Annotated in this window: 21 protein-coding genes and 1 pseudogene; 4 read left to right on the top strand and 18 right to left on the bottom strand. The window is 69.9% G+C overall.

Translation table 11 applies throughout. The annotated features are described in order from the left end of the window. Positions 1 to 211 precede the first annotated feature (211 nt). Both ACFZDK_RS50575 and ACFZDK_RS50570 read left to right on the top strand, forming a co-directional pair. Positions 212 to 1,276 carry an alcohol dehydrogenase catalytic domain-containing protein gene (locus ACFZDK_RS50575; protein WP_390984750.1) on the top strand — a complete coding sequence of 355 codons (1,065 nt, stop codon included), beginning with the start codon at positions 212 to 214 and terminating at the stop codon, positions 1,274 to 1,276. A gap of 84 nt (positions 1,277 to 1,360) precedes the next feature. After that, positions 1,361 to 1,528: pseudogene (locus ACFZDK_RS50570) on the top strand (aldo/keto reductase); the annotation flags it as partial. 54 nt (positions 1,529 to 1,582) lie between these two features. Here the strand turns inward: ACFZDK_RS50570 and ACFZDK_RS50565 are convergent. The 3 genes from ACFZDK_RS50565 to ACFZDK_RS50555 form a co-directional block, all read right to left on the bottom strand. Further along, the gene (locus tag ACFZDK_RS50565) at positions 1,583 to 2,236 is read right to left on the bottom strand and encodes an Lrp/AsnC ligand binding domain-containing protein (RefSeq protein ID WP_390984747.1); all 654 of its coding nucleotides are present in this window, start codon (positions 2,234 to 2,236) and stop codon (positions 1,583 to 1,585) included. 180 nt (positions 2,237 to 2,416) lie between these two features. Beyond that, complete coding sequence (locus ACFZDK_RS50560) at positions 2,417 to 3,952, bottom strand: MFS transporter (protein WP_390984744.1); 1,536 nt, start codon at positions 3,950 to 3,952, stop codon at positions 2,417 to 2,419. Between the two features lie 665 nt (positions 3,953 to 4,617). Continuing rightward, a complete protein-coding gene (locus ACFZDK_RS50555; protein ID WP_390049915.1) occupies positions 4,618 to 4,758 on the bottom strand; it encodes a hypothetical protein in 141 nt (46 codons plus the stop codon). Here ACFZDK_RS50555 and ACFZDK_RS50550 point away from each other — a divergent pair. Continuing rightward, the gene (locus ACFZDK_RS50550) at positions 4,705 to 5,094 is read left to right on the top strand and encodes an ATP-binding protein (protein ID WP_390984742.1); all 390 of its coding nucleotides are present in this window, start codon (positions 4,705 to 4,707) and stop codon (positions 5,092 to 5,094) included. The two genes, ACFZDK_RS50555 and ACFZDK_RS50550, sit on opposite strands and share 54 nt — an antisense overlap. Positions 5,095 to 5,109: 15 nt before the next feature. Here ACFZDK_RS50550 and ACFZDK_RS50545 read toward each other — a convergent pair whose 3' ends face one another. From ACFZDK_RS50545 to ACFZDK_RS50525, 5 genes are all read right to left on the bottom strand, one after another. Next, on the bottom strand, positions 5,110 to 6,621 hold the full coding sequence (locus ACFZDK_RS50545) for an ATP-binding protein (RefSeq protein ID WP_390984740.1): 1,512 nt from the start codon (positions 6,619 to 6,621) through the stop codon (positions 5,110 to 5,112). Beyond that, entirely contained in the window at positions 6,618 to 7,367 is a 750-nt protein-coding gene (locus ACFZDK_RS50540) for a response regulator transcription factor (RefSeq protein ID WP_390049789.1), read from the bottom strand. Before ACFZDK_RS50540 ends, ACFZDK_RS50545 begins: the two co-directional genes overlap by 4 nt. Positions 7,368 to 7,392: 25 nt before the next feature. Further along, positions 7,393 to 9,669 (bottom strand): glycosyltransferase family 39 protein, encoded by a 2,277-nt coding sequence (locus ACFZDK_RS50535; protein ID WP_390984736.1) that lies wholly within the window; start codon positions 9,667 to 9,669, stop codon positions 7,393 to 7,395. A 49-nt stretch (positions 9,670 to 9,718) separates the two neighbouring features. After that, on the bottom strand, positions 9,719 to 10,981 hold the full coding sequence (locus ACFZDK_RS50530; protein ID WP_390984733.1) for a glycosyltransferase: 1,263 nt from the start codon (positions 10,979 to 10,981) through the stop codon (positions 9,719 to 9,721). A 374-nt stretch (positions 10,982 to 11,355) separates the two neighbouring features. Continuing rightward, on the bottom strand, positions 11,356 to 11,922 hold the full coding sequence (locus ACFZDK_RS50525; RefSeq protein ID WP_390984730.1) for a TetR family transcriptional regulator: 567 nt from the start codon (positions 11,920 to 11,922) through the stop codon (positions 11,356 to 11,358). A 50-nt stretch (positions 11,923 to 11,972) separates the two neighbouring features. Here ACFZDK_RS50525 and ACFZDK_RS50520 point away from each other — a divergent pair, with 50 nt between their 5' ends. Then, positions 11,973 to 12,644, top strand: a complete 672-nt coding sequence (locus tag ACFZDK_RS50520) for an NAD(P)H-binding protein (RefSeq protein ID WP_390984866.1) — start codon at positions 11,973 to 11,975, stop codon at positions 12,642 to 12,644. On the opposite strand, the gene ACFZDK_RS50515 is transcribed toward ACFZDK_RS50520, so the two are convergent. The 10 genes from ACFZDK_RS50515 to ACFZDK_RS50470 form a co-directional block, all read right to left on the bottom strand. Next, complete coding sequence (locus ACFZDK_RS50515) at positions 12,625 to 13,311, bottom strand: transposase (protein WP_390984728.1); 687 nt, start codon at positions 13,309 to 13,311, stop codon at positions 12,625 to 12,627. The two genes, ACFZDK_RS50520 and ACFZDK_RS50515, sit on opposite strands and share 20 nt — an antisense overlap. A gap of 11 nt (positions 13,312 to 13,322) precedes the next feature. Continuing rightward, the gene (locus ACFZDK_RS50510; RefSeq protein WP_390984725.1) at positions 13,323 to 13,829 is read right to left on the bottom strand and encodes a group II intron maturase-specific domain-containing protein; all 507 of its coding nucleotides are present in this window, start codon (positions 13,827 to 13,829) and stop codon (positions 13,323 to 13,325) included. A 180-nt stretch (positions 13,830 to 14,009) separates the two neighbouring features. Further along, entirely contained in the window at positions 14,010 to 15,926 is a 1,917-nt protein-coding gene (locus ACFZDK_RS50505) for a tyrosine-type recombinase/integrase (RefSeq protein ID WP_390984722.1), read from the bottom strand. Next, positions 15,923 to 17,155, bottom strand: coding sequence for a tyrosine-type recombinase/integrase (locus ACFZDK_RS50500; protein WP_390984719.1), 1,233 nt, complete (start codon positions 17,153 to 17,155; stop codon positions 15,923 to 15,925). The genes ACFZDK_RS50505 and ACFZDK_RS50500 overlap by 4 nt, the downstream gene beginning before the upstream one ends. Before the next feature lie 108 nt (positions 17,156 to 17,263). Beyond that, positions 17,264 to 18,220: a reverse transcriptase domain-containing protein gene (locus ACFZDK_RS50495; protein ID WP_390984717.1), complete on the bottom strand. Its 957-nt coding sequence runs from the start codon at positions 18,218 to 18,220 to the stop codon at positions 17,264 to 17,266. A gap of 500 nt (positions 18,221 to 18,720) precedes the next feature. Next, positions 18,721 to 19,335: a winged helix-turn-helix domain-containing protein gene (locus ACFZDK_RS50490; RefSeq protein ID WP_390984714.1), complete on the bottom strand. Its 615-nt coding sequence runs from the start codon at positions 19,333 to 19,335 to the stop codon at positions 18,721 to 18,723. Between the two features lie 316 nt (positions 19,336 to 19,651). Beyond that, the gene (locus ACFZDK_RS50485; RefSeq protein WP_390984712.1) at positions 19,652 to 21,100 is read right to left on the bottom strand and encodes an ISKra4 family transposase; all 1,449 of its coding nucleotides are present in this window, start codon (positions 21,098 to 21,100) and stop codon (positions 19,652 to 19,654) included. A 57-nt stretch (positions 21,101 to 21,157) separates the two neighbouring features. After that, positions 21,158 to 21,370, bottom strand: a complete 213-nt coding sequence (locus tag ACFZDK_RS50480; RefSeq protein WP_390984710.1) for a hypothetical protein — start codon at positions 21,368 to 21,370, stop codon at positions 21,158 to 21,160. Next, positions 21,360 to 21,893, bottom strand: a complete 534-nt coding sequence (locus ACFZDK_RS50475) for a hypothetical protein (RefSeq protein ID WP_390984707.1) — start codon at positions 21,891 to 21,893, stop codon at positions 21,360 to 21,362. The genes ACFZDK_RS50480 and ACFZDK_RS50475 overlap by 11 nt, the downstream gene beginning before the upstream one ends. Before the next feature lie 164 nt (positions 21,894 to 22,057). Continuing rightward, a complete protein-coding gene (locus ACFZDK_RS50470) occupies positions 22,058 to 22,903 on the bottom strand; it encodes a hypothetical protein (RefSeq protein ID WP_390984704.1) in 846 nt (281 codons plus the stop codon). Positions 22,904 to 23,714: the final 811 nt, after the last annotated feature.

Here is a 23,714-nt window from a genome sequence, read left to right as displayed (position 1 = left end):
CCTGCTGCCCCGCCTCGCGGAATCCGGGCTGCGAGTGATCGCACTCGCTCCAGGTGGCCGATCACCGGCCCGACCGCCTCCTGATCCATCCCTCTCCCGGCGAATCGCCTGGTCGAAACCCTTTCCTGCCCGATGCCACTGGGGAGGGACGAGTCGCGGGCGGTCCGGGGATCCATCCATGAGCCGCAGGACGACCCGAAGGAACGTGAAAGTGGAACAGACCATGATGGCGGTCCGCCTGTTCGAGCACGGCGGGCCCGAGGTGCTCAAGTACGTGGAGGTGCCGGTCCCCGAGGTCGGCCCCGACGACGTCCTGATACGCGTGCGCGCCACGGCCGTGAACAGCTGGGACCTCCGGTACCGCTCGGGAAACCTGCCGAAGCCGCTCCCGGGCCGGCCGGCCTGGCCCGTGCCGTTCCAGCTCGGCCGGGACGCGGCCGGTGAAGTCGTCGCCACCGGCGCCAATGTCACGAGGTGGCACGCAGGCGACAGGGTCCTGCAGCTTCCGCACCCGCCGTGCCGCAACTGTGCCCTGTGTATCCGAGGGCTGGAGAACCTGTGCATTGACACCGCGTACCCCGGCCACCAGGTCTTCGGCGGATACGCCGAGTACATTGCGCGCCGCCAGGACGCGATCCTGCCCATTCCCGAAGGCGTCGACTTCGAGACGGCCGCGGCCACCATGTGGACGTACACCACCCCGCTCAACTGCGCGCGGCAGGCGCCTGTCGGCCCGGGCGACACGGTGGTCATCACCGGTGCCAGCGGTGGAATGGCGATCGCCTGCGCACAGCTGGCGAAGCTGAGCGGAGCCACCGTGATCGGCACCACGACCAAGCCGGACCGGGACGAGGCGCTCAGGAAACTGGGCTACGACCACATCCTGCACTCCACCGACGCACGGCTGCCGGCTCAGGTCAGGGAACTGACGCACGGCCTGGGCGCCGACGCCGTCTGGGACTGCGTCGGCGGCAACGACTTCTTCCAGCTCTCCGTGTCCTGCACACGGCTCGGCGGCGCGGTCGTCGTCCTCGGTTCACCGCCCAGTCAGGGGTCCCGGCTCGAGCTGGACGCGTTCGCGCTCATCGCCAAGCAGGTGCGGATCGCCAGCGTCCGCGGCGCGACCCTGCGGGACCAGCAGCTGTGCCTGGAGCTGCTGGCGGCCGGAAAGATCACCCCGATCATCGACGAGACCTACCCCCTGGCGTCGGCGGCCGAGGCCCACGCGTACCTGGAGGGCCAGCGGCAGATCGGCAAAGTGCTCCTCCTGCCCTGACACGCGGGCACGCGCTGACCGCAGCACGAGCGTGGTCAGCGCTCGGCACCACGGCCGCCGAAAGACGGCATGATCAGGCCGACTGCCTTGCAGCCCCGCTTCCAGGGCGGGAACCTCCCACACGACCTCACGTTGGTCGAGCTCCTGCGAAAGGTCGCCGAACAGAAGGGTCTCAGCGTCGCCCAACTCGCCATCGCCTGGGTGCTCTCCCGCGGCGAGGACATCGTCCCGCTGGTCGGGCGCGGGATTCGGCGATGGTACTGGCGACTTCGTTTCCACTGGCTCGGCTCCGTGCTGCAACACGCCCTAGCGACCAGGCTCGTAGGCGAGCTGTTTGACCTCGCGCATGGCGAGGGCGGTCTCGACGGACTGGACGCCGTCAAGAGCACCGATCTTGTCGCTGAGGTAGGTGTACAGGTCGCCGGTGCCGGTATGGAGGGTGGCCGCGACGATGTTGGCCTGACCGGTGGTGGCCGCCGCGAAGCGCACCTCGGGGTGCGAGGCGAGGGCTCGGCCGACGTTGGCGAGTGCGGCCGGGGTGACGGTGAGCCAGAGCATGGCGACGACCTCGTTGCCGAGGTGCTGGTGGTCGAACTGCACGTCCAGGTAGAGGATCCCGGTCGCCCGCAGGCGATCCAGCCGCCGCTTCACCGTGGATTCGGGAAGGCCTGTGCTTGCCTGGAGTTCCGTGATGGACGCTCGTCCGTCGCGGCCGAGGACGGCGAGCAGCGCCTCGTCGGCGTCCTCCAGTGCGACCGGTCTGGTGCCCGGATCTACCGGTGGGGGGCTGAGGGCGGCCTGTTCGTCGGGACTGAGGGCGTTGATCTTGCTGAGCCAGCCGACGGGGCCCCCGTAGAAGTGGTGGAGCAGGCAGTGGGCACTGACCGAGATGACGCGTGGCGTGCGCTGGAGGCGGTCCAGAAGGAGTTCGTCCCGCGCCTGCCGCGTGCGGGGCTTCATCGCGCACATCACTTCTGTACCACCTGAGATCACGCTGACGTACGCGGTGTCCGGACGCCGGGCGAAGTACGTCGCCGATCACCACGTGGGCGCCTTCGGCGGCGAGGCGCCGCGCATGCGCGGCGCCCATCCCGCGGGCTCCGCCCGACACGATCACGACCTTGCCCGCGACCCGTCCGCTCATGCGACCGCGGCCTCCTCCGCGGCCTCGGCGGCCGTCGTCTGCGGCGCCGATCCCCGTACGAGGATCAGTGTGGCCGCCGCACCGACGAGGGACGCGATGCCGGCCACGACCGTGCCGACGGAGTAGCCGTGACCGAGCGCGTCGAGCGCGGCCTGCCGTGCGGCGTCGCTCGTGTCCGGCGAGTTGAACAGGGCCAGCGCGCCACCGGCCTTCTCGATCGCCGCGTCGGCGCCCGTGAGGTTGCCGGACAGCTGTCCCGCGGCCAGAGCCGCCGCGATGGATCCGACGAGGGCCGGGCCGAGCGCCTGGCCCGCCTCACGCACCAGCGACGTGGCGCCGGACGCCATACCGGTCATGTGGATCGGCACCGCGTTCACCGCGGCGGCCGTGAGGGAGGAGACCACACAGATGAATCCGACACCGAGCAGCAGCACCGGACCGATGAACGCGCTCAGGGACGTCGTCGTGATCGGCAGGGCGCTGATCCAGAACTGGCCGGCCGCCATCGGCAGCAGACCGCCGACGAGCAGCCAGCGCGGGTTCACCTGGCTGAGCATCCGGCCGAGCACCGGGGCGAGCAGCAGCGGTATGAGCTGCAGTATCACGAACGGCATCCCGGCTTCCAGCGAGCTCAGATGCATCACGGCGCCGAGCCGCATGGACACCACGTACGCGGTGCCGATGAAGCCCAGCATGCCGAACAGGGCCACCACGGCGGCCGCCGCGAACGACGGAATCCGCAGCAGAGACATGTCGAACATCGGCGCGGAGGAGCGCAGCTCGACCCGGACGAACGCGGCGAGACCCACCACGGCGACGATCATCGCGCCGATGAACAGGCCACTGCCCCACCCGGAGGCCGAGCCCTGATTGATGCCCCACAGCAGCGCGGTCAGGCCGACGGCGACGGCGATCTGCCCCGGCCAGTCCAGCGTGCGGCCCTCGGCCGCACGCGTATCGGTGACCAGCCGCCAGGACAGCAGAGCCGTGACGACACCGAGCAGCACCGGCAGGGAGAAGGCCCAGTGCCAGTCCGCCTTGGTGGCGATCACACCGGACCACAGCGGGCCCGCGGCCGACGCGGCGGAGATGGAGAGAGCCCAACGGGACACCGCCTTGGCGCGTTCCTTGGGCTGCGGGGTGGCGGCCGAGAGCACGGCGAGGGTGGTGGGGAAGAGCATCGCCGCGCCGAGGCCGGCGATGACCTGGCCGACCCAGAGCATCTCGATCGACTGGGCCGTCACATTGAGAAGTTCACCGGCAGCGAGGACCGCTCCGCCGAGTACCAGGAGCTTCTTGCGCCCGAACATGTCGCCGACGACACCGAAATTCAGCTCAAGAATGGCAGTCGGCAGCAGGAAGGCGGTCGTCACCCAGCCGATCTGGGCCGAGTTCGCGCCGAATGCCGTCGTGATATTGCCGTTGATCGGAGATGGAATCGTGATGGCCAACTGGGCGGCGGCGACCGCGAGACAGCACGCGATGAGCGTACCGGTGTCGAGCCTTTTCGGTGTCGGGGCGGTTTCACTCACAGGAAATCCCTTTCCGTACGTTCGATGCGTTGTATGAGTTCGAGGCCGAGTTCAGGGGGTGTGACGGCGAAATGGCCGCACCCCTCGGTGTGCGCCGTGGCCAGCGGGTGGGGAGCGCAGAGGCGGGGCCGAGAACCGGGTCGTGCGAGTAGTTCGAGCCGCCATTCGGAGTCGGGACGTTCCAGGACGACGCCGCGCAATCGACAGGCCGTGCTGTCACCGTCCGCAGCGTATGGACCGGTAAAGCGGGGGACAAGAACGTGTGCGGTTCGGGGGCATAACCGATTGACATGTCTGCCATCTGGTGTGCGGTGGCAGGCGGGGGCTTGTCAGTTCGCGTCGAGGGCGTTTTGGGATCGCCTTGACACCGCGTGCGCCGTGCCGCCCATCGCACACGAACGGGTCCGTGGTGCCGTCCGCGAGGACGAGGATCTCGGTCGGGCCCGCGAACAGGTCGATGCCGATCTCCCGCAAGTCCGGCTCACCGCCGCAGTCACGGGCGGTACGGAGCAGGAGGCCGAACGGGACTTCGCCTCCCGCGCGGCCCGCGCACCGGCGTCGACGAGGCGGCCTCTTTCTCCTCGCCGAGCTCGGCGGGACGCCACGGCCGCGAAGCGGTCGACCTGCTCTCTCTCGCCGCTGACGCGATCACCGCTGCGGCGCTGTCACATCCGCGCCGGGCCATCGCCCTGGAACCGCTCGGGGACCACCCAGCCGATCCCGCCGTCGACCGGGCTCTCGACGTCGTCGAGGTGGACGGCGACGCGCATCAGCTCGCGCAGGTCGTCGGCAATCTGCTGTCCCACGCCTGTACCCACACGCCGCCCGACAGCCGGATCCGGGTACGTGTGGGTGCCACCCGGTGCGGCCCGCGCACCGGCGGCATCGACGTGCCCGGCAGGACGAGCTTTGGGCCCGTACTCCTGCCCGGTCTCGAGGTGTGCGTGATCGAGGTCATCGACGACGGCACGGGCCTCGGACCGGAGGACGCCCGTCATGTCTTCGGCCGCTTCTACCGCGCCGACCCGCCGGCCACGGCCGAAGCCGAGCCTGGCTCGGGACTCGGCCTGTCCATCGCGTCGGCCATCGCGACCGCTCACGGCGGCCGGCTGGACGTCCCGGCCTGCGCGACGCCGGCATGATCCGCCGGACAGACCCTAACCGCAGGGCAGGACGCAACGGAACACGCAGCCCTGTGCGGGCCGGGTCTCCAGTTCGAGGCGGCCGCCGTGTCCCTGGGTGATCGTGCTCGCGATGGCCAGGCCGAGGCCGGAGCCGCCTTGGTCGCGGGAGCGGGAGGGGTCGGCCCGGTAGAGGCGTTCGAAGACCCGGTCGGCGGCCTCGGGGCAGATGCCGGGACCGTCGTCGATCACCTCGACCACACAGATCGGGGTGCCTTCCGCCAGAGGTGGTCCCGAGGCGCTGCGGCCGGGCCGGTCCCGTCCGCCGGAGTCGGTGTCAGCGCGGGCGGTGCCGACGCGGACCCGTACGGTCGTTCGGGGTGGAGTGTGGGTGACGGCGTTGGTCAGCAGATTGGTGACGACCTGCCGCAACCGGTGCGGATCGCCGGTCGTCTCGGCCGGCTCCAGTTCGCCCTGACCGCCGCCCAGTGGCTCCAGCCCGATCCGGTGCCCCGGGCTCTGCGGCGCCACGGCGCTCACGGCGTCGGCGGCCAGCGAGAGCAGGTCCACACGCTCCGTCGCGTACACGGGTTCCTGGTCCAGCTTGGCCAGGAGAAGCAGGTCGTCGACGAGCAGACTCATCCGCTCGGCGTTCTGTGCGATGAGCCGGTCGGCCTCCCGCCGCGCCGACGCGGGCCGGTCCTGGTGTCGCAACGCCAGTTCGGCGAATCCCTGGATCGTCGTCAACGGTGTCCGCAGTTCGTGCCCCGCGTCCGCGACGAACCGGCGCAGCCGTGCCTCGGAGGACTCGCGTTCCCGCAGGGCCCGCTGGAGTCGGTCCAGCATGGTGTTCAGTACGGTGCTCAGCCGCCCGGTCTCGGTCCGCGGATCGGTGTCCGGCAGGCGCAGGTTCAGGTCGTGGGCGGTGATGTCCTGCGCGGTGTGTTCCATGCGGGTCAGCGGGAGCAGACCGATCCGTACGGCCCAGCGGCCGAGCACCACCAGGCCGGTGGCCGTGGCGGCCAGCACGATCGCGTTCAGCCAGAGCATCTTCGCGGCGGCCCCGTCCACCGTGTTCAGGGGGAGCGCCACCACGTACGAGGTCCTGCCGGATCCGGATTTGACCAGCACCCGCCATCGCTCGTCCCCGGAGACGGAGCCGACAGTGGCGGGCTCTCCCGGCGACAGCCCGAGCCGGCCGATCGAGGACGGAAGGTCCGGTCCGGGAGTGCTGCCTCCGCCCAGGGTTCCGTGCTCGTCACCCCGGGCGTCGTAGAAGGTGACCCGGAAGTCGGACGGCAGGGTCACGGAGCCCGGGGCGGGCGATGGCACGGGTCCGGGGCCGACGGTCCGGGAGTAGGCATGGTCGGGCAGGAGAAAGTCCCGGAGCTGGCCGTCCACCCGGTCAAGCAGCCAGGACCGCACCACGAAGAAGCCGATGGCCTGCGCCGCCAGCACCGCGACCGTGGCCAGCAGCGCGGCGCCCCACACCAGCCGGCCGCGCAACGACCTGGGCCGCACCGTGCGCAGGAGGTGACGCCGTCTCACCCGTCGGTCCGGGCCGTGCGGTCGCGGGGCAGTCGCAGGCAGTAGCCCACGCCCCGCTCGGTGTGGATCAGCGGCGGGTCGATGGCGTCGATCTTCCGGCGCAGGTACTTCACGTATGTCTCGATGATGCGGGCGTCACCGGAGAAGTCGTAACCCCACACCCGCTCCAGGATCATGGCTTTGCCGACCACGCGGCCCGCGTTGGCCATCAGGAAGGAGAGCAGCCTGAACTCGGTGGGGGACAGGGGGATGTAGGTGCCCGCCCGGCGGACCTCGTGCGCGTCCTCGTCGAGTTCCAGGTCGGCGTAGCGCAGGACGCCGGGCGCGGCGCCGGGCTCGTCGCAGGCACCCTCGGGGTCCGTACGACGCAGCACGGCGCCGATCCGCAGCACCACCTCTTCGATGCTGAACGGCTTTGCGACGTAGTCGTCGCCGCCCACGCGCAGGCCGGCGAGCCGGTCGTCGACGTCCGCGCGGGCGGTCAGGAACAGTACCGGTGTGGTCACGCCCGCCGCCCGCAGTGTGCGGGTGAGTTCGAAGCCGTCGAGGTCGGGCAGCATCACGTCCAGGACCAGCAGAGCGGGCGCGAACCGCTCGGCCTCCAGCAGGGCGTCCCGGCCCGTGGCCGCGCTGCTCACCTCGTAGCCGGACAGCCGCAGCGCCGTCTCCAGCAGGGTGCGGATGCCCGGGTCGTCCTCGACGACGAGGATGCGGCGCGGGCCGCGGGCAGCGGGTGCTTCTGACATGTGGGGCTGTCGTCCGTTCTGCCGCCTACTTCGTGGTGCTCTTGGCAGCGCAGTCGTACAAGGTCGTCTCGCCGCCCATCATGCCCGCGGAACCTGAGGAGCCGCCCGAGGAGCCGCTGCCGCCGTAGGCGGAGGCGGGCACCTCGGTGCAGTTCTCGCTGATCCACTGGGAGCGTGCGGAGGCACTGCCGCCGGACCCCATCGGGCCGCCGCCGCCCGAGCCCGAGCCGAGGACGTAGCGCAGCTCACCCTTGCTCGTCCAGGTCCGCAGCTGGTTCACCGAAGGGGCGTTGTCGGTGCCCATGAAACCGCCCATGCCGATGACCACGGCGTCGCTGTTCAGGATGTAGGAGGAGGTGGCGTTGGCGCCGCCCTCGACGGCGAGCTTGATCCGTGCCTTGCCCGAGTGCTCGACGGCGTAGTCGAGGATCTTGCGCTGTTCGGAGGTGAGGGCCGAGTCGCCGCCGAACCCGCCCATGCCGCCGAACCCGCCCATGCCGCGGGAAGCGCCGTTGCCGCCGCCGGAACCGCTTCCGCCGCCGGTGCCCGGGAAACCCTCCATGCCTTCCGGCAGCCCGCTGGGCATCCCTTCGGGCAGCTGTCCCGAGCCCCCGCCGGCGCTCCCGCCCGGCATCTGCGTGGGCATGCCCTGCGGCATGCCGCTCGCGCCGTCGCTCGGCAGCTGTCCCGATCCGCCGTTGCCGTTCCCGCCGAAGCCCTCGGGCATTTCGAAGTCACCGGAGCCGCTGCCGCCCCGGGGCAGGGAACCCGAGCCGAAGCCCATACCCGTCAGGGGGCCCGCCGTCGGGTTCGTTCCTCCCATCGCGGACGTGGAACCGGGCACGCTGACCGACCATGCCGCGGGCGCGAGCAGCACCGCGAGCACCGCGCCGCCCAGCGCCGTGGGCAGCAGACGCCGCCGTAGGCCGGACAGCCCCAGAAGAGCCGCCGCGCCGATGCCCACCACAAGCACGAGCCAGGCCAGCCAGCCGTGCCAGGACGGCGTCCGCCGGATCACGACGACCGCCCAGACCATCGTGACCATCACGGTCATCGCCCCGGTCGGGATCGCCCAGCGCGCACCGGCCCGGTGCGCCCGTGCGAGCGCGGTCACCAGACCTGCAGTGAGGGCGGCGATCGCCGGGGTCAACTCGGTGGTGTAGTACGGGTGGAAGATGCCTTCCTGCGTGGAGAACACCAGCCCGCAGACCACCAGCCAGGTGCCCCACAGGATCCAGCCGGACGCGGCGAGCGGTTCGCCCGTGTCACCCCGGCCACGGCGGCGCCGTACCGCGACCGTCACCGCGACGCCCAGCGCCACCGCGCACAGCGGCAGCAGCCAACTGATCTGCCCGCCGACCTGGTCGTTGAACAGCCGCCCCAGACCGGCCGCGCCTCCGAAGGAGATCCCGCCACCGCCGAAGCCGCCACCCGAGCCGTTCTCGCCGAAGACGCGGCCCAGCCCGTTGTAGCCGACGACCAGGTTCCAGGCCGAGCCGTCCTCGCTGCCGCCGATGTACGGCCGCTCACCCGGCCACACAGCGACCATGGCCACCCACCACAGGGACGACACCGCCAGCACCGCCCCCGCGGCCAGCAGCCGCCACAGCCGCCTGAGGAACGGCCCCGAAGCGCCCACCAGCCAGGCCGCGGCGAACGCCGGGACCACCATCCAGGCGGCCAGCATCTTCGTCAGGAAGCCGACTCCGATCAGGAAACCGCTGCCCGACAGCCACAGCAGCGCCGAACGGTCCGACGACGCCTGAAGGGCACGGGTCAGCGCGTACGCCGCCGTCACCAGGGTCAGCACCAGCAGGGTGTCCGGGTTGTTGTCCCGGTTGATCGCCACCGTGATGGGGGTGAGCGTCATGACCAGCGCGGCGAGCAGGCCGGCGCCCTCACCCGCCCAGCGGCGCACCGTCCGGTGCAGCACGAAGACGCCGGCGACGCCCTCCAGGAGCTGCGGCAGGATCATCGCCCAGCCGTGCAGGCCGAAGATCTTCGTGCTGATCACCTGCGGCCACAGGGCCGCCGGGGGCTTGTCGACGGTGATGACGCCGGCCGGGTCGTAGGCGCCGAAGAGGAAGTTCGTCCAGCTGCGGCCCATGGACTTCACGGCGGCCGAGTAGAAGCTGTTTCCCCAGCCGAGCGAGCCCAGGGCCCATCCGTACAGCAGGGCGGCCAGCAGCAGGATGGCGCCGAGCGCGGCGGGGGCGGCCCAGCGGGGCAGCGGGCGGCCACCGAGGGCGGGGGGCGCCGTGGTGTGCGACTCGGGCGGCGACTGCTGGGATGTGTCCGTCATGATCGGAGGCACTCTCCGTCTGTGTGTGTGGGTGTGGGGGCGTGAGGGATCAGGACGTATGGCCGCGGAAGACGGCCAGACGCAGCACCAGGAACCGGAGCGCGGTGACCACGACCGACGCGGCCATGAGCACCAGCGTTTCGGCGGCGGCAGAGGCGTGCGGCCGGCTTTCGCGGAACAGGAGCACGGCGCCGGAGGTGACGAGATACCCGACGACGAACAACGCGCCCGCGCCCAGGTGCGCACGCCCGATCCCGGTCTGTGACCGGCGGAACGTGAGGCGGCGGTTGGCCTCGGTGTTGACGACGGTGAGCACCAGCAGGGAGACGAGGTTCGCCAGGGCCGGCGGCCACCAACCGCGCAGCAGCCAGTACAGCAGTGCCTGGCCGAGTGTCGAGACGATGCCGATCGCGATGAAGCAGCCGGTTTCCCAGGTCAACCGGGAGCGCCCCGAGTCGGGGGCCAGCACCGCGTCCGGGTGCTCGGCGGCCGGCCGGGGGCGCCTCGGCAGCGGTATGCGGGCGGCGCCCGAGGACTTCAGCCGGGCCATGCGCCACAGCCCGCGCAGGTCCTCGGCGGCGGTGCTGACCACGTCGACCCGGGTGTCGATGTCCTCCACCCAGTCGACGGGTACCTCGTGGATGCGCAGTCCGTTGTGCTCGGCGAGCAGTAGCAGTTCGGTGTCGAAGAACCAGGCGTCGTCCCGGGTCTTCTCCAGCAGCGGCCGGAGTATCTCGGTGCGGGCGGCCTTGAACCCGCACTGCGCGTCGCTGAACCGGGCCCCGTGGGTCAGCCGGATCAGACGGTTGTAGCAGCGCGATACGAACTCCCGGCGCGGCCCGCGCACGGTACGCGCGCCCGGCGCGAGCCGGCTGCCGATGGCGAGGTCGGAGTGGCCGCTGGCCAACGGGGCGACGAGGGGCAGCAGCCCGTCAAGGCCGGTGGACAGGTCGACGTCCATGTAGACGACGATGTCCGCCTCACTCGCGCCCCACACGGTGCGCAGGGCGAGCCCGCGCCCCTTGCGGTCGAGGTGGACCACGCTCACCCCGGACAACTCGGCGGCCAGCGCGCGGGCCACCTCCAGGGTGCGGTCGGTGCTGGCGTTGTTCGCGACGGCGATGCGCCAGGGGAACGGAAACCGCTCGTGCAGCCGCGCATGCAGGGTGCGCACACAACCCGGCAGGGAATGCTCTTCGTTGTACACGGGGATGACGATCTCGACCGTGCGCAGGGCCGTGTCGAGTGGGCCGGGCCGCGCGGCCGGTTCGAATTCACCGACGGTGCGAGCCCGACTGGACGTCTGGGTCATGGCTTCCTCGTTCGTGGGGGGAACGGCGGGAAGCTCCCACACCCGGGCAGGGCCGCACGCCCAGCGGAGGGAGGCGACGACCTCGGCCTCCGGCTCGTCGTACGGAAGCGGGAGCCAGCCGAGAGCATGGCCGCCCCGGCTGGGGGGATCCGGGAAGAAGGCTGGGAACCCGCTGTGAGCCGGGTTACTGACTCCGGCGCTTCGGGGTCTGTGCGGTCTGTCGGGCAAGACGCATCCCAGTGAGGGCTCCGCCGAGGACGCAGTGCGGGTGCTGCGGCGCCTTGAGCTATCTGCGGGGCAGGGTCGGCAGTTCGCTGAGTCTGGGCTTCGCTTGAGTGGCGAGGTCGTGTTGTGGTTGGTGCGGCGTTGGTCAGTCAGGGGAGCAGGGCAGGGATCAGGCCGTGCACGAGGCCGGCGGCGGCTGATTCGGGGAAGTCGGGGCCGCCACCGAAGTAGCGCAGGAAGGCCTGTTGGAAGCAGGCGCCCATGAGGAGCGCCGCGGCAGCCTCGGGAGTGCTGTCAGCCGAGACCCGGCCAAGGTTCTGCTCGGCCTGGAGGTAGTCGGCCAGCATGCGGACCGGGTGCTGCGGGCCGGCGCCATATGCGGTCAGGGTTTCGCGGGCCGCCGCCATCAGGTGGGGCTGGGCCACCATGGAGGCCATCATCGGGAAAGCGTGGAGGTAGAAGCGCAGCGCGCCATGGGCCACCGCCACCAGGTTGGCCTCCACGGTCCCCTCGCCGGGAACGGCTCCTCCGGGAAAGGCGGGCATCCGTTCCTGCAGGACATGCAGGAGGATCTCCTCCTTGTCGCGGAAGTGCTTGTAGAGCAGTGCCTCGGAGTAACCCGCCGCGCGCGCGATCTGTTTGGTCGTCGCGTGGGCGACGCCATGTTCCCGCATGACCGAGGCAGCCGCGTCCAGGATCCGCTCCCGCGCGTTCATGATCCCCCTTGACAGGTGAGTGAGTGCTTACCCACTCTATGGGTGAGTGAATATTTACTAACCCAGGAGCTCCTACGAAACTCACCGTCCTCGGCGCGACCGGTGGAACCGGCTGCCAGATCCTCCGCCAGGCCGTCGATGCCGGCCATGAGGTGACCGCCATCGTCCGCGACGCAACCAGGCTGCCGCCCGACCTGCGGGATCGAATCGCCATCGTCGAGACGCACTCGCTGGACGACGGGGCCGCCTCGGCGGCCATCGCCGGATGCGACGCAGTCATCAGCGCGATCGGCACCCGCGATCTCAAGCACCCCACCCGCGTGTGCACCGAGACTGCAGGCATCCTCACCACTGCGATCCGGTCCGGTAGTCACCGCCAGCCGCGGCTCGTCCTCGCGAGCAACAGCGCGATGGCCCCGGGCCCCGGCGACGACCCGCTCACCCGCTTCTTCGTCAAGCCGGTCGTACTGGCCCCCTTGCTCCGGCACATGATCGAGGACATGCACCGGGCCGAACAGATCGTCCGCGCCTCCGGCGTACCCTGGACGATCGTCAGGGCCGGACGGCTGACTGACCGCCAGAGCAAAGGCGGCTACCGTCGCGGCGTCGACCGTAATGTCCTCGGCGGCTTCCAGATAACCAGGGCCGACTTCGCCACCGCGATGCTGGACGCCGCCACGGACCCCGCTTGCACCGGACACGTCATCTCCGTCGGCAACTGACCTCGGCGCTTCCAGGCCAGTTCGGTCTGTCGAGAGCGAGGCCGGTCCCGTCGAAGAATCCGCTGAGGATGCCCTGCCGGTACTGCAGTGCCTTGAGTCGCCTGCGGAGCAGTGTCTCCAATTCGCTGAGGGTGCGGGTGGCCAGGTTGGCCAGGCTCCGCTTGATATGCGCCCACAGGCCCTCGACCGGGTTGAGTTCCGGCGCGTACCCGGGCAGCAGGACCACCCTGAGCCAGTCCCGCTCGGCCACGAGCGCCTTCATTGACTTGGAGGTGTGGGTGCTCAGCCGGTCCCACACCACGATCAGCGGGGCCTTGAGCAGTTGGTGGGCGCCGTCGAGCAGGCGGATGTAGTCGGTCTCGCTGAGCGAGCGGCGCTCGCCCTTGCGGCCGGTATGCCGGCGCAGCCGGTAGCACAGGCGGGCGGGCAGGCCGGGCCGGTAGCACAGCAGCCCGGCCACCGAGAGCCGTCCCCGGCTGCGGCCGGGCACCTTGACCCTCGGGGTGATCCCACGTCGGCCCCAGGTGCGGCCCTTGGGCGGCCGGCCGGTCACGCCCGCTTCGTCGCTGAGTAGGCCCGGGGCGCGGTGCCGGGATTGCTCCCGGTCCGTCTCCCCGGACCTCTCGCCGAACCCGCCGTGCCCATTACTGGGCAACGGGCTCTCCACGGTGTCAGTCGTCAGGTGGGTGCAGGAGCCCAGGGTGTGGGGATCTTGTTGCCGCGGTAGCGATACCGGGTAACCGAGATCGCGCTGATCTTCCGCAATTCGATCCCGTCCACGCTGATCGGCAGCCACCGTCCGGTGCGGGTGGTGAGCCGTTTGCGGACGTCCTTCCAGCCCCAGTGGTGCCGTTGCCGCAGCAGCCGGATGACCCGCCACCAGACGAGGTCGTCCAGCTTGCTGAAGATGTGCTTGGCGACGGCATGCCTGAAGTAGTTGGCCCAGCCGTAAGTGACCTGGTTGAGATTGATCAACACTACGGCGAGGTCCTGCTGCGACGTTCTGTGGGTGAGGTGACGGATCTTCGCCTTCACCGACCGGAGGGGCCGGTCGGCGATGAAGGTGTAGACGTACCTCTTGCTCGTTCCGCGCTTGCGGCGCCACTGGATGTGGAACCCCAGGAAGTCGAACCCCTCGCTCAGGTGCACCACTTGGGTCTTGGCCGGTGACAGCCGCAGTCCCATCGGAGCAAGCACCTGGGCGATCTCTTCGTGCAGTGCCCCGGTGTGCTGCCTGGTCCCGTCGACCAGGACGACGAAGTCGTCCGCTTATGCCGTGCGCCGGGTTATGCCGACTGCGGCGGCGACAGCATGACGAGCTCTGTGCCTGCCTCGGAGTGGTCGACATAATCCGTGGCATGTGACTCAGAGTGTCTTGAGGAACGCCAGTAGGTTGTCCGGAGCGGTGAAACGTCCGGGGGTGCTGCCGGCGGGAGCCGTGCGCGCGAGCGCACGTTCTTTGATGGTCATGTCGGCGTGCAGATAGATTTGTGTGGTTTCAGTTGATTCGTGGGCGAGCCAGAGGGCGATCACGGAGACGTCAACTCCCTTGTGAAGGAGTGCCATTGCGGTGCTGTGCCGCAGGGTGTGCGGGGTGACGTGCTTGTCGGCCAGGGACGGGCAGGTGGCTGCAGCGGTCCGGGTGTGCTTGGCGACGAGGTGTTCGACGGCGTCCCGGCTGAGCGGGGTGCCGCGGCGGGTCGGGAACAGCGGATCGCTTCGCTCGCCGCCTCGTTCCTTGAGCCAGGTCTTGAGCACTTTGACGGTGCCGCTGGTCAGCGGGGTGCACCGGTCCTTGCGTCCCTTGCCGTGGCAGCGCAGGTGAGGGCCGGAGCCCAGATGGACGTCCTGGAGCGTGAGCCGGGTCAGCTCGCTGACGCGCAGTCCGGTGTGGACGTCGGTCAGGAGCAGGGCGTGGTCGCGGCGTCCGGTCCAGGTGGTGCGGTCCGGTGCTGCGACCAGGGCGTCGGTCTGCGTGGTGGTGAGGTAGTTGACGATGGCCCGGTCGAAGCGTTTGGGCGGGATCGCCAGCACCCGCTGGATCACCGCCGCGTGCTCGGGCGCCCGTAATGCCGCGTAGCGGAAGAACGAACGGATCGCGGCGAGTCGGACGTTGCGGGTCGCCGCGGTGTTTCCACGGACGGTTTCCAGATGCTGGAGGAACGCGCCGATTGTCGGTGCGTCCAGATCGGCGATGCTCAAGCGGGTCGGCCGTCGGCCGGTGCGCTGCTCGGCGAAGCCGAGCAGGAGGGTGAAGGTGTCCCGGTAGGCCGCGATGGTGTGCTGGCTGGCCTGGAGCTGGAGCATCAGTTTGTCGGTGAAGAAGCCCTGCAGCAGGGGCGCGAGGTCGCTCATGACCGGTCTCCGAAGCTGTGCTCCAGACGGGCTGCGGCCAGGGAGAGCAGTTCTGGTGAGCCGGAGAGATACCAGTAGGTGGACTTCGGGTCGGCGTGACCGAGATAGGTGGTCAGCAGCGGAAGCTTCGCCTGCACGTCCGCGCCGTCGCGGTACCACCGCAGCAAGGTCGTGGTCGCCGAAAGTATGGCGAAGATCGTGCAATCGGGGCCTGCGGTAGCCCTCACCTGCTGTGATGCCCGCCGCAGACAGTAGCTGGACGAAGGTGCGCGGGAGGTTGTGGGAGTCGAGCCGGGTGCCGCGGGTGGAGACCAGGAAGGCCGCCGTGCTCGGGACGGGCAGCTGGAGATCACGCTCCCGGACATACCTCCGCAGCGCCGTGACGGTGCTGGCATGCACCGGAACCTGCCTCGACTTGCCGAACTTCGTCTCCCTCACGGTGAGAAGACCACCGGTGAGGTCGACGTCGGTGCGGTCCAGGCCGCAGGCTTCGGACGTGCGCAGGCCGCTCACGGCCATCAGGCCGATGAACGTGTGCCAGGTGCGGGCCCGGAAGGCCGGACTCAGGGCACTCGTCGCCGCGAGCAAGCGGTCCAGTTCGTCGGGGGTGAACAGATGAGGGGTGATGCGCCGGTAGTGGTGCGGCAGGGCATCATCGGGCGGGATCTCGGTCGCCGGCTCCAGGGCCTTCAGATGCCGGGCGAAGATCCTCACGACCATCAGCCGCCGGCTCCAGTGCACTTCATCGGTGCTGCGAGGCGTATCCGTCGCCCAGGCGAGCGCGGCCCGGGCGGTCAGGACGGTGTCGCCGGTGCACTCCAGGTAGCCGATGAAACTCATCAGCTTCTCGCCGAAGGTGGTCAGCTTGAACCCCAGCCGTCGGCGCATGGCCAGGTACTCCTGCGCGTGCTGTCGAAGCGTGGTCACCGTGCACCGCCTTCCGGCCACGACTGGGCCAGCAACCGCAGAGCTTCATGGTCGACTTTCGCGTAGATCGTGGTACTCAACTGGCTGCGATGACGGAGCACTTGGCCGACCTCGGGCAACGGGGCACCGGCCCGCAGGATGGTGGTGGCCAGAGTGTGCCGGAGCCGGTGGGCTCCCAGCCGCGGCAATCCGGCCCTCTCGCAGGCCCGCCCCATGATCGCTCGGATGCAGGCTCCGGTCAGTGCCTGATAGGGAGCCCGGGCGGTGAGAAACACGGCCGTGGCCGAACACCGGGGACGGTCCTCCATCAGGTAGTCCGAGAGCACCTCGCCGACCTCGGCGGTCAGCGGCAGCCGCTCGACGCGCGAGCCCTTGCCCCGCACGGCGATCTCCCCCGCGTGCCAGTCGATGTCGCTCAGCTGGAGGGCGGCGGCTTCCGCGCCGCGCAGCCCGAGACGGGCGAGCACCGTCAGTAATGCCCTGTCCCGCCGTCCCGCCGAGGACTTTGGGTCCGGTGCGGACAGCAGCGCGGACACCTGCTGCGATTCCAGTCCACGGGGCAAAGAATCGAGCCGCCAGCCCGCCACCGCGGGAACCGACCCGGTCAGCGGCACCGGGGTCCGGCCGTCCACGTGCAGGTAACGCAGCAGCGAGCGGACCGCGGTCACCAGGGCTTTCGCTGACCACACACTCTCGGCGTCCGCGGTGTGCCGCACCATGAACGCGGTCACCTGAGCGGCATCCAGCCGAGCCAGCGAGTCGTCCAGCGGATCCGGCAGCGCAGCAAGGAACTTGCGGGCCTGGCCGCAGTAACAGCGGACCGACTCGGCCGCCAAGCCCCGCTCCCCGCACAGGTAGGCACCGTAGTCCGCCAGCACCTCCTGCACCGCGTCGCCGCCGACCTCGGCCGGAACCGGAACCGCGCCGGCGTGCCGCAGTACCTTGACCACCGCCCCCAGAGACCGCCGGGCCACCGGCTCCGAGGAACACACCGCCCGCCGGAAGGCCAGGAACTCTTCCACCCTCGCCGGCGTCAGCTCGGCCGCGACGAGCTCACGCCGATCCATCCACAGGCTCAGGCGCCGCATCATGCGCACCGCGTCCCCCACCGACGACGCCGCGTACCCCCGGGACACCAGCTCCGTACACACCAGCGACTCGAACGTCGCCAACGGCCCCGTCACCACGAGCGGCACCGGCCCACGGCGCCGCTCTCCGATCACATCCATGATCTTCTCCTGTCTGCAGGCAACTCGCCTACGCAGACAGCGATATGAGCCACCTCGGACAGAGACGGCTGGTTATGCTGAAGCTTTCGAAACCAGACCCCAGGTCCGTCATGCTGTCGCTGCCGCAGTCGGCATAACCCGGCGCACGGCATAAGCGGACCTATGCCGAACTCGGCATAGGTCTGCGTAACGAACCAGACGCCACGAGGGCAGGCCCTGTGCCCGACGTCGGCCCCGCCGGTAGTCGGTGGACAGTTCTCCGCCCGGCTCCCACGCCCGGTGCAGGTGCTCATCGAGCACGGACAGGGCGATGTTGGCCAGCAACGGGGAGAGAATGCCACCTTGCGGCGTGCCGGTGAAGGTGTCCTGATACTCGCCGAGCTCCGTCAGGAGACCGGCCTTCAAGAACGCCTTTACCAGTGCCAGGACCTGCTTGTCCTTGATCCTCGCCCGGACCCGGTCCATCAGTGCGGCGTGGTCGATCTCGTCGAAACACGCCGTGATGTCCGCGTCCAGCACCCAGCGGTAGCCGTGGGTGCCATAGAACTGGATCTCGGAGATCGCGTCCTGGGCCCGTCGTTTGGGCCGGAACCCGTAGGAGACCGGCTTGAAGTCAGCCTCGAAGATCGGTTCCAGCACCAGTTTCAGCGCGGCCTGGACGACCCGGTCGGCGATGGTGGGAATCCCTAATCGCCGCACCTTTCCCGACCCGCCCGGCTTGGGGATCTTGCGTTCCCGCACCGGCAACGGCCGGAAGGTGCCCAGCTTGAGCTGGGCCCGCAGGTCGTCCAGGAACCCGGGAGCCCCGATTCTCTCCTCGACAGCGGCGGCCGTCAGGCCGTCGATGCCGGGAGTGTTGGCTCCCCGGTTGCCGGCGACCCGGTCGAACGCCACGGTCAGCGTCGCCGGGTCGTGCACGAAGTTGAACAGATCGTCGAACCGGCGGCCGCAGTCGGCCACCGCCCAACGGTGAAGCTTGGCCTGCATCTCCGATACCCGCTGACGAGGACCGATGGGATCCGCGTCCGGCGCGGCACCGCTATTCAGCGGTGCGTCTTTCGGCATTGCAGCGTCCTTCCCTTCTTGATACCGCTGCCGCCCTTCCCCATGTTCCGGGCTCTCCCCGGCTCGGAGTACTACGGCGGCTCCGCCCCACCCGGCCCGTTCGGCGGTCGATGCGCCTATCCCCGCCACCGAACTGGCTGTCCGACACCGGGGAGTTGAGACCGGGTGGTTCCCGTGTTCACTGTGTTTCGCTCGTCGAAGTAGGAGCCCGGCTGTGTCCCTGCGGCCTCGCCACGAGTACGCCGTAGTCCTTCCTCGTGGCCTCCCGGACGGCTTCGAAATACCGCCCAAGGAGTTGCCCACCGCCCAACGGCGATGGTTACGCACCGCTTCCGGCCCAGATCCACCAGATTCGAGCCGGTGTCATCGTTAAGAGACGTAAAGACGCCGGTTCCTCGCGTACTCCTCTCCGTCCCGCTCGCCGGACCCGCACCATCTGGCGGTACTGACACGTCCCGGCTTTGTCAGGGCCGCTCCCGCCCTCCCCGGCATCACCCGGATCAGGCTGCCCTCAGCTCCACCTCCCTGCTACGACAGGTCAGCGGCGAAGGTCTCTCACCTCCACACGAAACACAGCGCCTCACGGCGCAACTCGAAGCAGATGAACGCGCCGGTCGCCGCCCGGAGGGTTTTACCTCCTGCCAGGTCGCCTCCCGCCATGCGGTGATCGCGTCCTCGTCGCGTTCGGCGGCGGGCCGGGCGGGCATCTGCACGCTGTAGCCCATCCGGTGCAGCAGCCGGGTGACCCCGGAGACGCTGTAGGAGATGTGGAACTTCCGTCCGATCAGCGTGCGTACCCAGGCGGCGGTCCACACCTGGTCGTCCGCCCAGCCCTGCGCTGCCGGCCCCTCCTCCAGCCACATCGCGAGCTTGGCCTGCAGGTGGGGGCCGAGCCGGCAGTCGTAGCCCGAGGGGCCTCTGGAACGCAGCGCCTCGCGTCCGCCCGTCCTCCAGGCACGGCGCCACTGGTAGACCGACTTCTCGCTCACCCGTAACTCCCGGGCGATGCACGGGACTTCCACATCCTCCTCGAAGAGGTCAACCGCCCGCATCCGTACCTCTTCCCGGCGCCTGCGCTGCTCGGCGGTCAGCCCGCCCCCGTCCGGATACCGCATGCCTCCGGCGTACCAGCCCGGACGGACCGCGTCACCGGTCCCGACACAGATCCAGACCCCGAAACGCCGAAATCAGTAATTTCCGCTTTGCGGACGGCAGTGGCGGAGACCGCCGGCTGATGCCGGATTGGGCGAGGCAGCCGAGCACGGTCGCCGCTCCGCCCTCCCCGCGCGGACGGGAAGAGCGCGCGACGGCCGAGTACGGCGTTCCCTGCGTGCCGACGCGCGGCGCAACCGGGCTCACGTGTCCAGCGGGACACCTCAGCTCGCGCGACATCTAATCGGTTTGGGTGCGGCTCGGTTTGAGGGACCGTGATCATGCGGCGAGTGTGAGGGCGTCGCGGTAGCGGATGGCGTGAACCCGCAGGTGCTCGCGCTGCACGTGATACTTCCAGTACTGCTCGAAGTCGCCGTTGCTGATCACCGCGCGGAGCTTGAGGACGGCCTCGGCCCCGGCCAGGCCCCAGCGAGCACCGGTGATATCCATCCGGTCCTTGACCAGGTGCCGGCACGCCCCCTCGATCACGCCTGTCGCGATCGGCCAGCCCTCCGCCAGCGCGATGTCGTAGCCGAGGTAGGGGAGTTTGGCCCGCAGGTAGCCGACCGCCTTGTCCACCCCCAAGCGCCGCTGGCCGTCCAGTTCCGCCGTGTCCGCGTGCGCTTCGAGGGCGTCGGCGACCTGCCCGGCCCGGCCCTTAAGGATCTCCAGCGCGATCTCGCCGACCCACCTCTCGGCGGCGGGGTCGGTCCTGGCGAAGAAGCACCAGGCAGCGCCCCACGCGTACTCCAGCACGTGAACGAAGTCGATCAGCAGGCACACCTCCGCGCTGCGCGCGTCGCACTGATCATGGATCACATCCAGCTGGTGCCGGGCGCCGTCGACCAGCATCACCCACTCCCGCTCCCGGTCCGGGTCGCGGCGCTCGGCCTCGTCGAACACCGCGCCGATGACCTGTTCGGCGTCGCGTTCGACGGAGGCCGTCAGCCACTTCGCCCGCGCCCTGGGGCGTCCGGTGCACTCGGTGCGGTCGGCGTCGCCGCGCCTGATCACCTCGCCCGGCTCGCGCGGCATCGGCGCGAGGTCGTAGACCGCGCCGACGGTCGCCATCCGTTTGCGCCCGTTCTTCTCCCCGCCGGCCAGGCGCGTCTGAAACGGCCCGCCCCCGGCCGCGGTCTTCTTCGCGGCGGCCCGCCTGGTCTCCTCGCGCAGCGCCTCCGGGCGCATGACGATCCCCTTGCCATCCGCCGAGAGCACCAGCAGCATCTCCCTGGAGCCGGAGCCGGAGCCGGAGCCGGAGCCGGAGCCGGAGCCGGAGCCGGAGCTGGAGCTGGAGCCGGAGCCGGAGCCGGAGCCGGAGCCGGAGCCGGAGCCGGAGCCGGAGCCGGAGCCGGAGCCGGAGCCGGAGCCGGAGCCGGAGCCGGAGCCGTGGGCGTGGGTGTGGGTGCTGCGCACGTGGGCGTAGAAGTCGTCGACGTCCGCTGCGGCGCGCTGCACCAGCTGCTCGACCTGCCGCTTGCCCATGTGCGTGCCGGTGGCGCGCTCGATCGCGGCGACCGCTGACTCGAACGAGCCGCGCGCCGCCTCGATCGCGGCGAGCTTTTTGAGCGCGTGCGAGTGCCGCCCGGTCGGCAGGTCCAGGTCGGCATCGGCCGGGTGCAGGTTCGAAGCCCCCTTCGCGCGGTAGGCGATCCGCTCCACCTCCACGGTGCCGAACCGCGTGGACAGCAGCCGCTTATGGCCCGCCTCGGCGGCGCGCCGCACCACCTGGTCGGATCCGGCAACCTCCGGCAGGCGCTCCTCGCGCTGCGCATGCTGGGCGAATCACTCCTGCAGCATCAGACGGTGCACCTCGCGACCGCGCGCGGCGATGAACTCCTCCGCCTCGGGGTGGGAGGCACCCTGCTGGTCGAACAGATCGGCGAGCAGTTGCTCGAAGGCGGCGCGGGCGGCGGGAAACGCCCCGCCGGTCCGGGCGGGCCGTAGGCTGGCATCGGGCTCTTCTCTTTCTGTCGTGCGCGGCTTGTCACCAGGCACGACGCAGGGAAGAGCCCGCCTTGTCAGGACCGATCGGGTGCGCGAACGCCGTCGGCCAGCGCGAACAGGCCCCGGGACGGCTCGGCCAGCCACTCACCGCGCACCAGCGCTTCAGCCGCATCCGCAGCGTCTCGACGTGCCGGTTGTCGGCCACCTCCTCCGTCACTTCGCAGATCTCCTTCGCCCGCAGCGACGTATTCGCACTGGCCAGCAGAGCCAGCACCGGCCAATCGCCCTCGGCGGACACCTCACAGGTCGCGACGCGCACAACCGGCGGCCCAGGGTCGGCCAGATCGTCCGGATCCGCATCCCGTACGGGCTCCTGCTCGAACTTCCCTTCGCCCGCGTCGCGTTCGGCGAGCACGCGGGCGAGGGTCGCCTGAGTGACCACCAGCTCGGACAGCTCCTCCTCGGCGGCAGCGATCCGCTCGTTCAGCACGGCCTGCTCGGCCCGCAGCCCCTCCACCCGCCGCCGGGCCGCCTCCTCATGCTGCTTCAGCAGCGCCAGCAGCTCCTGCTCCATGCGCCCCTCCCAGCGATGCCGCCGACGCAACCGCGCCGGGCCCAACCCCCGCACCATCCAAGGACTTACCGGACCACCAGAACGCGAAACGCCTACTGATCACCGTCCCTCAAACCGAGCCGCACCCAAGTGGAGTCGTCATGACTGAGCCTGGCTGGCCGGGTTCAGGCCTCGCTGGTTCCGATGCGAGAGCCCACCGGGGCGGGCTCCGTGCCCTCGAGCGGTTCCTGGATGTCGGGGCGCTTGATCGCGAGGTAGGCGAGCAGGGCCACGAACAGGATCAATCCCCCCAAGGCGACCGGCCCTGGTCCGAGACCGACACCACCGCCACCCTCACCGGAATCGTGGACGGGCTTGCTGAGCCAGTCAGCCACCGAGGCCCCCAGCGGCCGGGTGAGGACGTACGCCGTCCAGAAGGCCGCGACCGAGTTGAGGTATCCGCGGTGGTGCAGGATCCACGGAATCAGGATGGCGACGCCGAACAACACGCTTGAGCCCAGGAAGCCGATGTGCAGCGGGCTCGCCGTCAGGTCACCCACCGCCGTTCCCGTGGCGAAGGTGCAGGTCACGGTCCACCAGTAGAATTTCTGACGGCGCCGCGTGGTGATGCTGTGAACCGAGAGCGTCCCTTCCGATCGGTACCAGCGCCGGAGCACCATGGCTGTGGCGGCCGCGTACCCCAGGGTCACCAACAACAAGGGCAGCAACGCCTGGAAGTTGCCTCCGGCTACGAGGAAGGCCAGGAGGCCGGTCACGCCGTCGGAGGCGAGCGTGCCGAAGACGGCGATGCCGGCGACCGTGACCCAGTACGGGATCGCCTGGTAGTAGGGCGACCGGAGCTGCCGACGGAACGCCACGACGAACACGACGAGGACGACGGGTATCAAGTACCAGTAACTGTAGAGGGCGTCCGAGGTCGCCTCCCCCAGAGCGGTGGTGATCACCTTGACGATCCAGAAGATCGCGGTAATGACAGGAACCTTGGCGTACGGCGTGTCGGCGTCGCGCACCTCGCCTGTGGTGGTCACGAGCTCTCCCCGGGGAGAGCGGAGGTGGACGTTCCGTGCAGCGAGCCGCCCAAGGTGCTCTGCCCCGACAGCCTGGCCACGGCCGCGAAACGCGCTACGTCGGCGGTCGGCTTGGCCTCAGACCGTTTGATCAATTGCTGAGCCAAAATCGTCTCCCTCGAACCGGGCACCACACGTTGCGGCGCCCTCAGCAGGGACGGTAGGGCCGCGAGGGGCGCCTGTCGTGGTACTCCGGCACTAACCTCTGGCCTCCACGTAATACCGCAGCAGTACGCCGCAGCAGATGTGGACGAACGATGCCCTCCCTGCTGTGGCAGGGGCCGGATCGACGACCCGAAGGTCAGCCGTTCTCTCCGTTGCTGCCGTTGCCGTTGCCCTCGTGGCCGATACCCTGCACTGAGCGCGATCCCACGATTGGGCATCTGACCTGCTACGCAACCAAGATCAATCTCACCGGTACCGGCTGTTCCGCTGGTCCCCACGGCCGGTGACGCTATCGGGCACTTCTGGGACCGGAAGCCGCGAGGCGGAGGCGAGTACATGGCCTCTCGCAGCGAAGGTTGAGCGTTATGACCGAAGGTTGGTGATCGATTGGCGGGCCGGCCGGGTCAGCTGTCGGTGCACGAGGGCCATGTGTCTGCCGCCCACTCCAGCCAGCTCGGCCAGCCCGCCGGCGGAGTGGGAAGGGTGCGGCTCTGGGCTCATACAAGATTTTCGTAGCCGTTGATCGTCCACAGATCGTCGAGATCATCGTGGGGGTGGAGGGTGCGACGGGAGTGGGCGACGAGGATGA

Origin of the sequence: Streptomyces sp. NPDC007901 (assembly GCF_042959465.1) — a bacterium.
In the GTDB taxonomy this organism is placed as follows: Bacteria; Actinomycetota; Actinomycetes; order Streptomycetales; family Streptomycetaceae; genus Streptomyces.
This window is presented reverse-complemented; position numbering and strand designations above follow the sequence as displayed.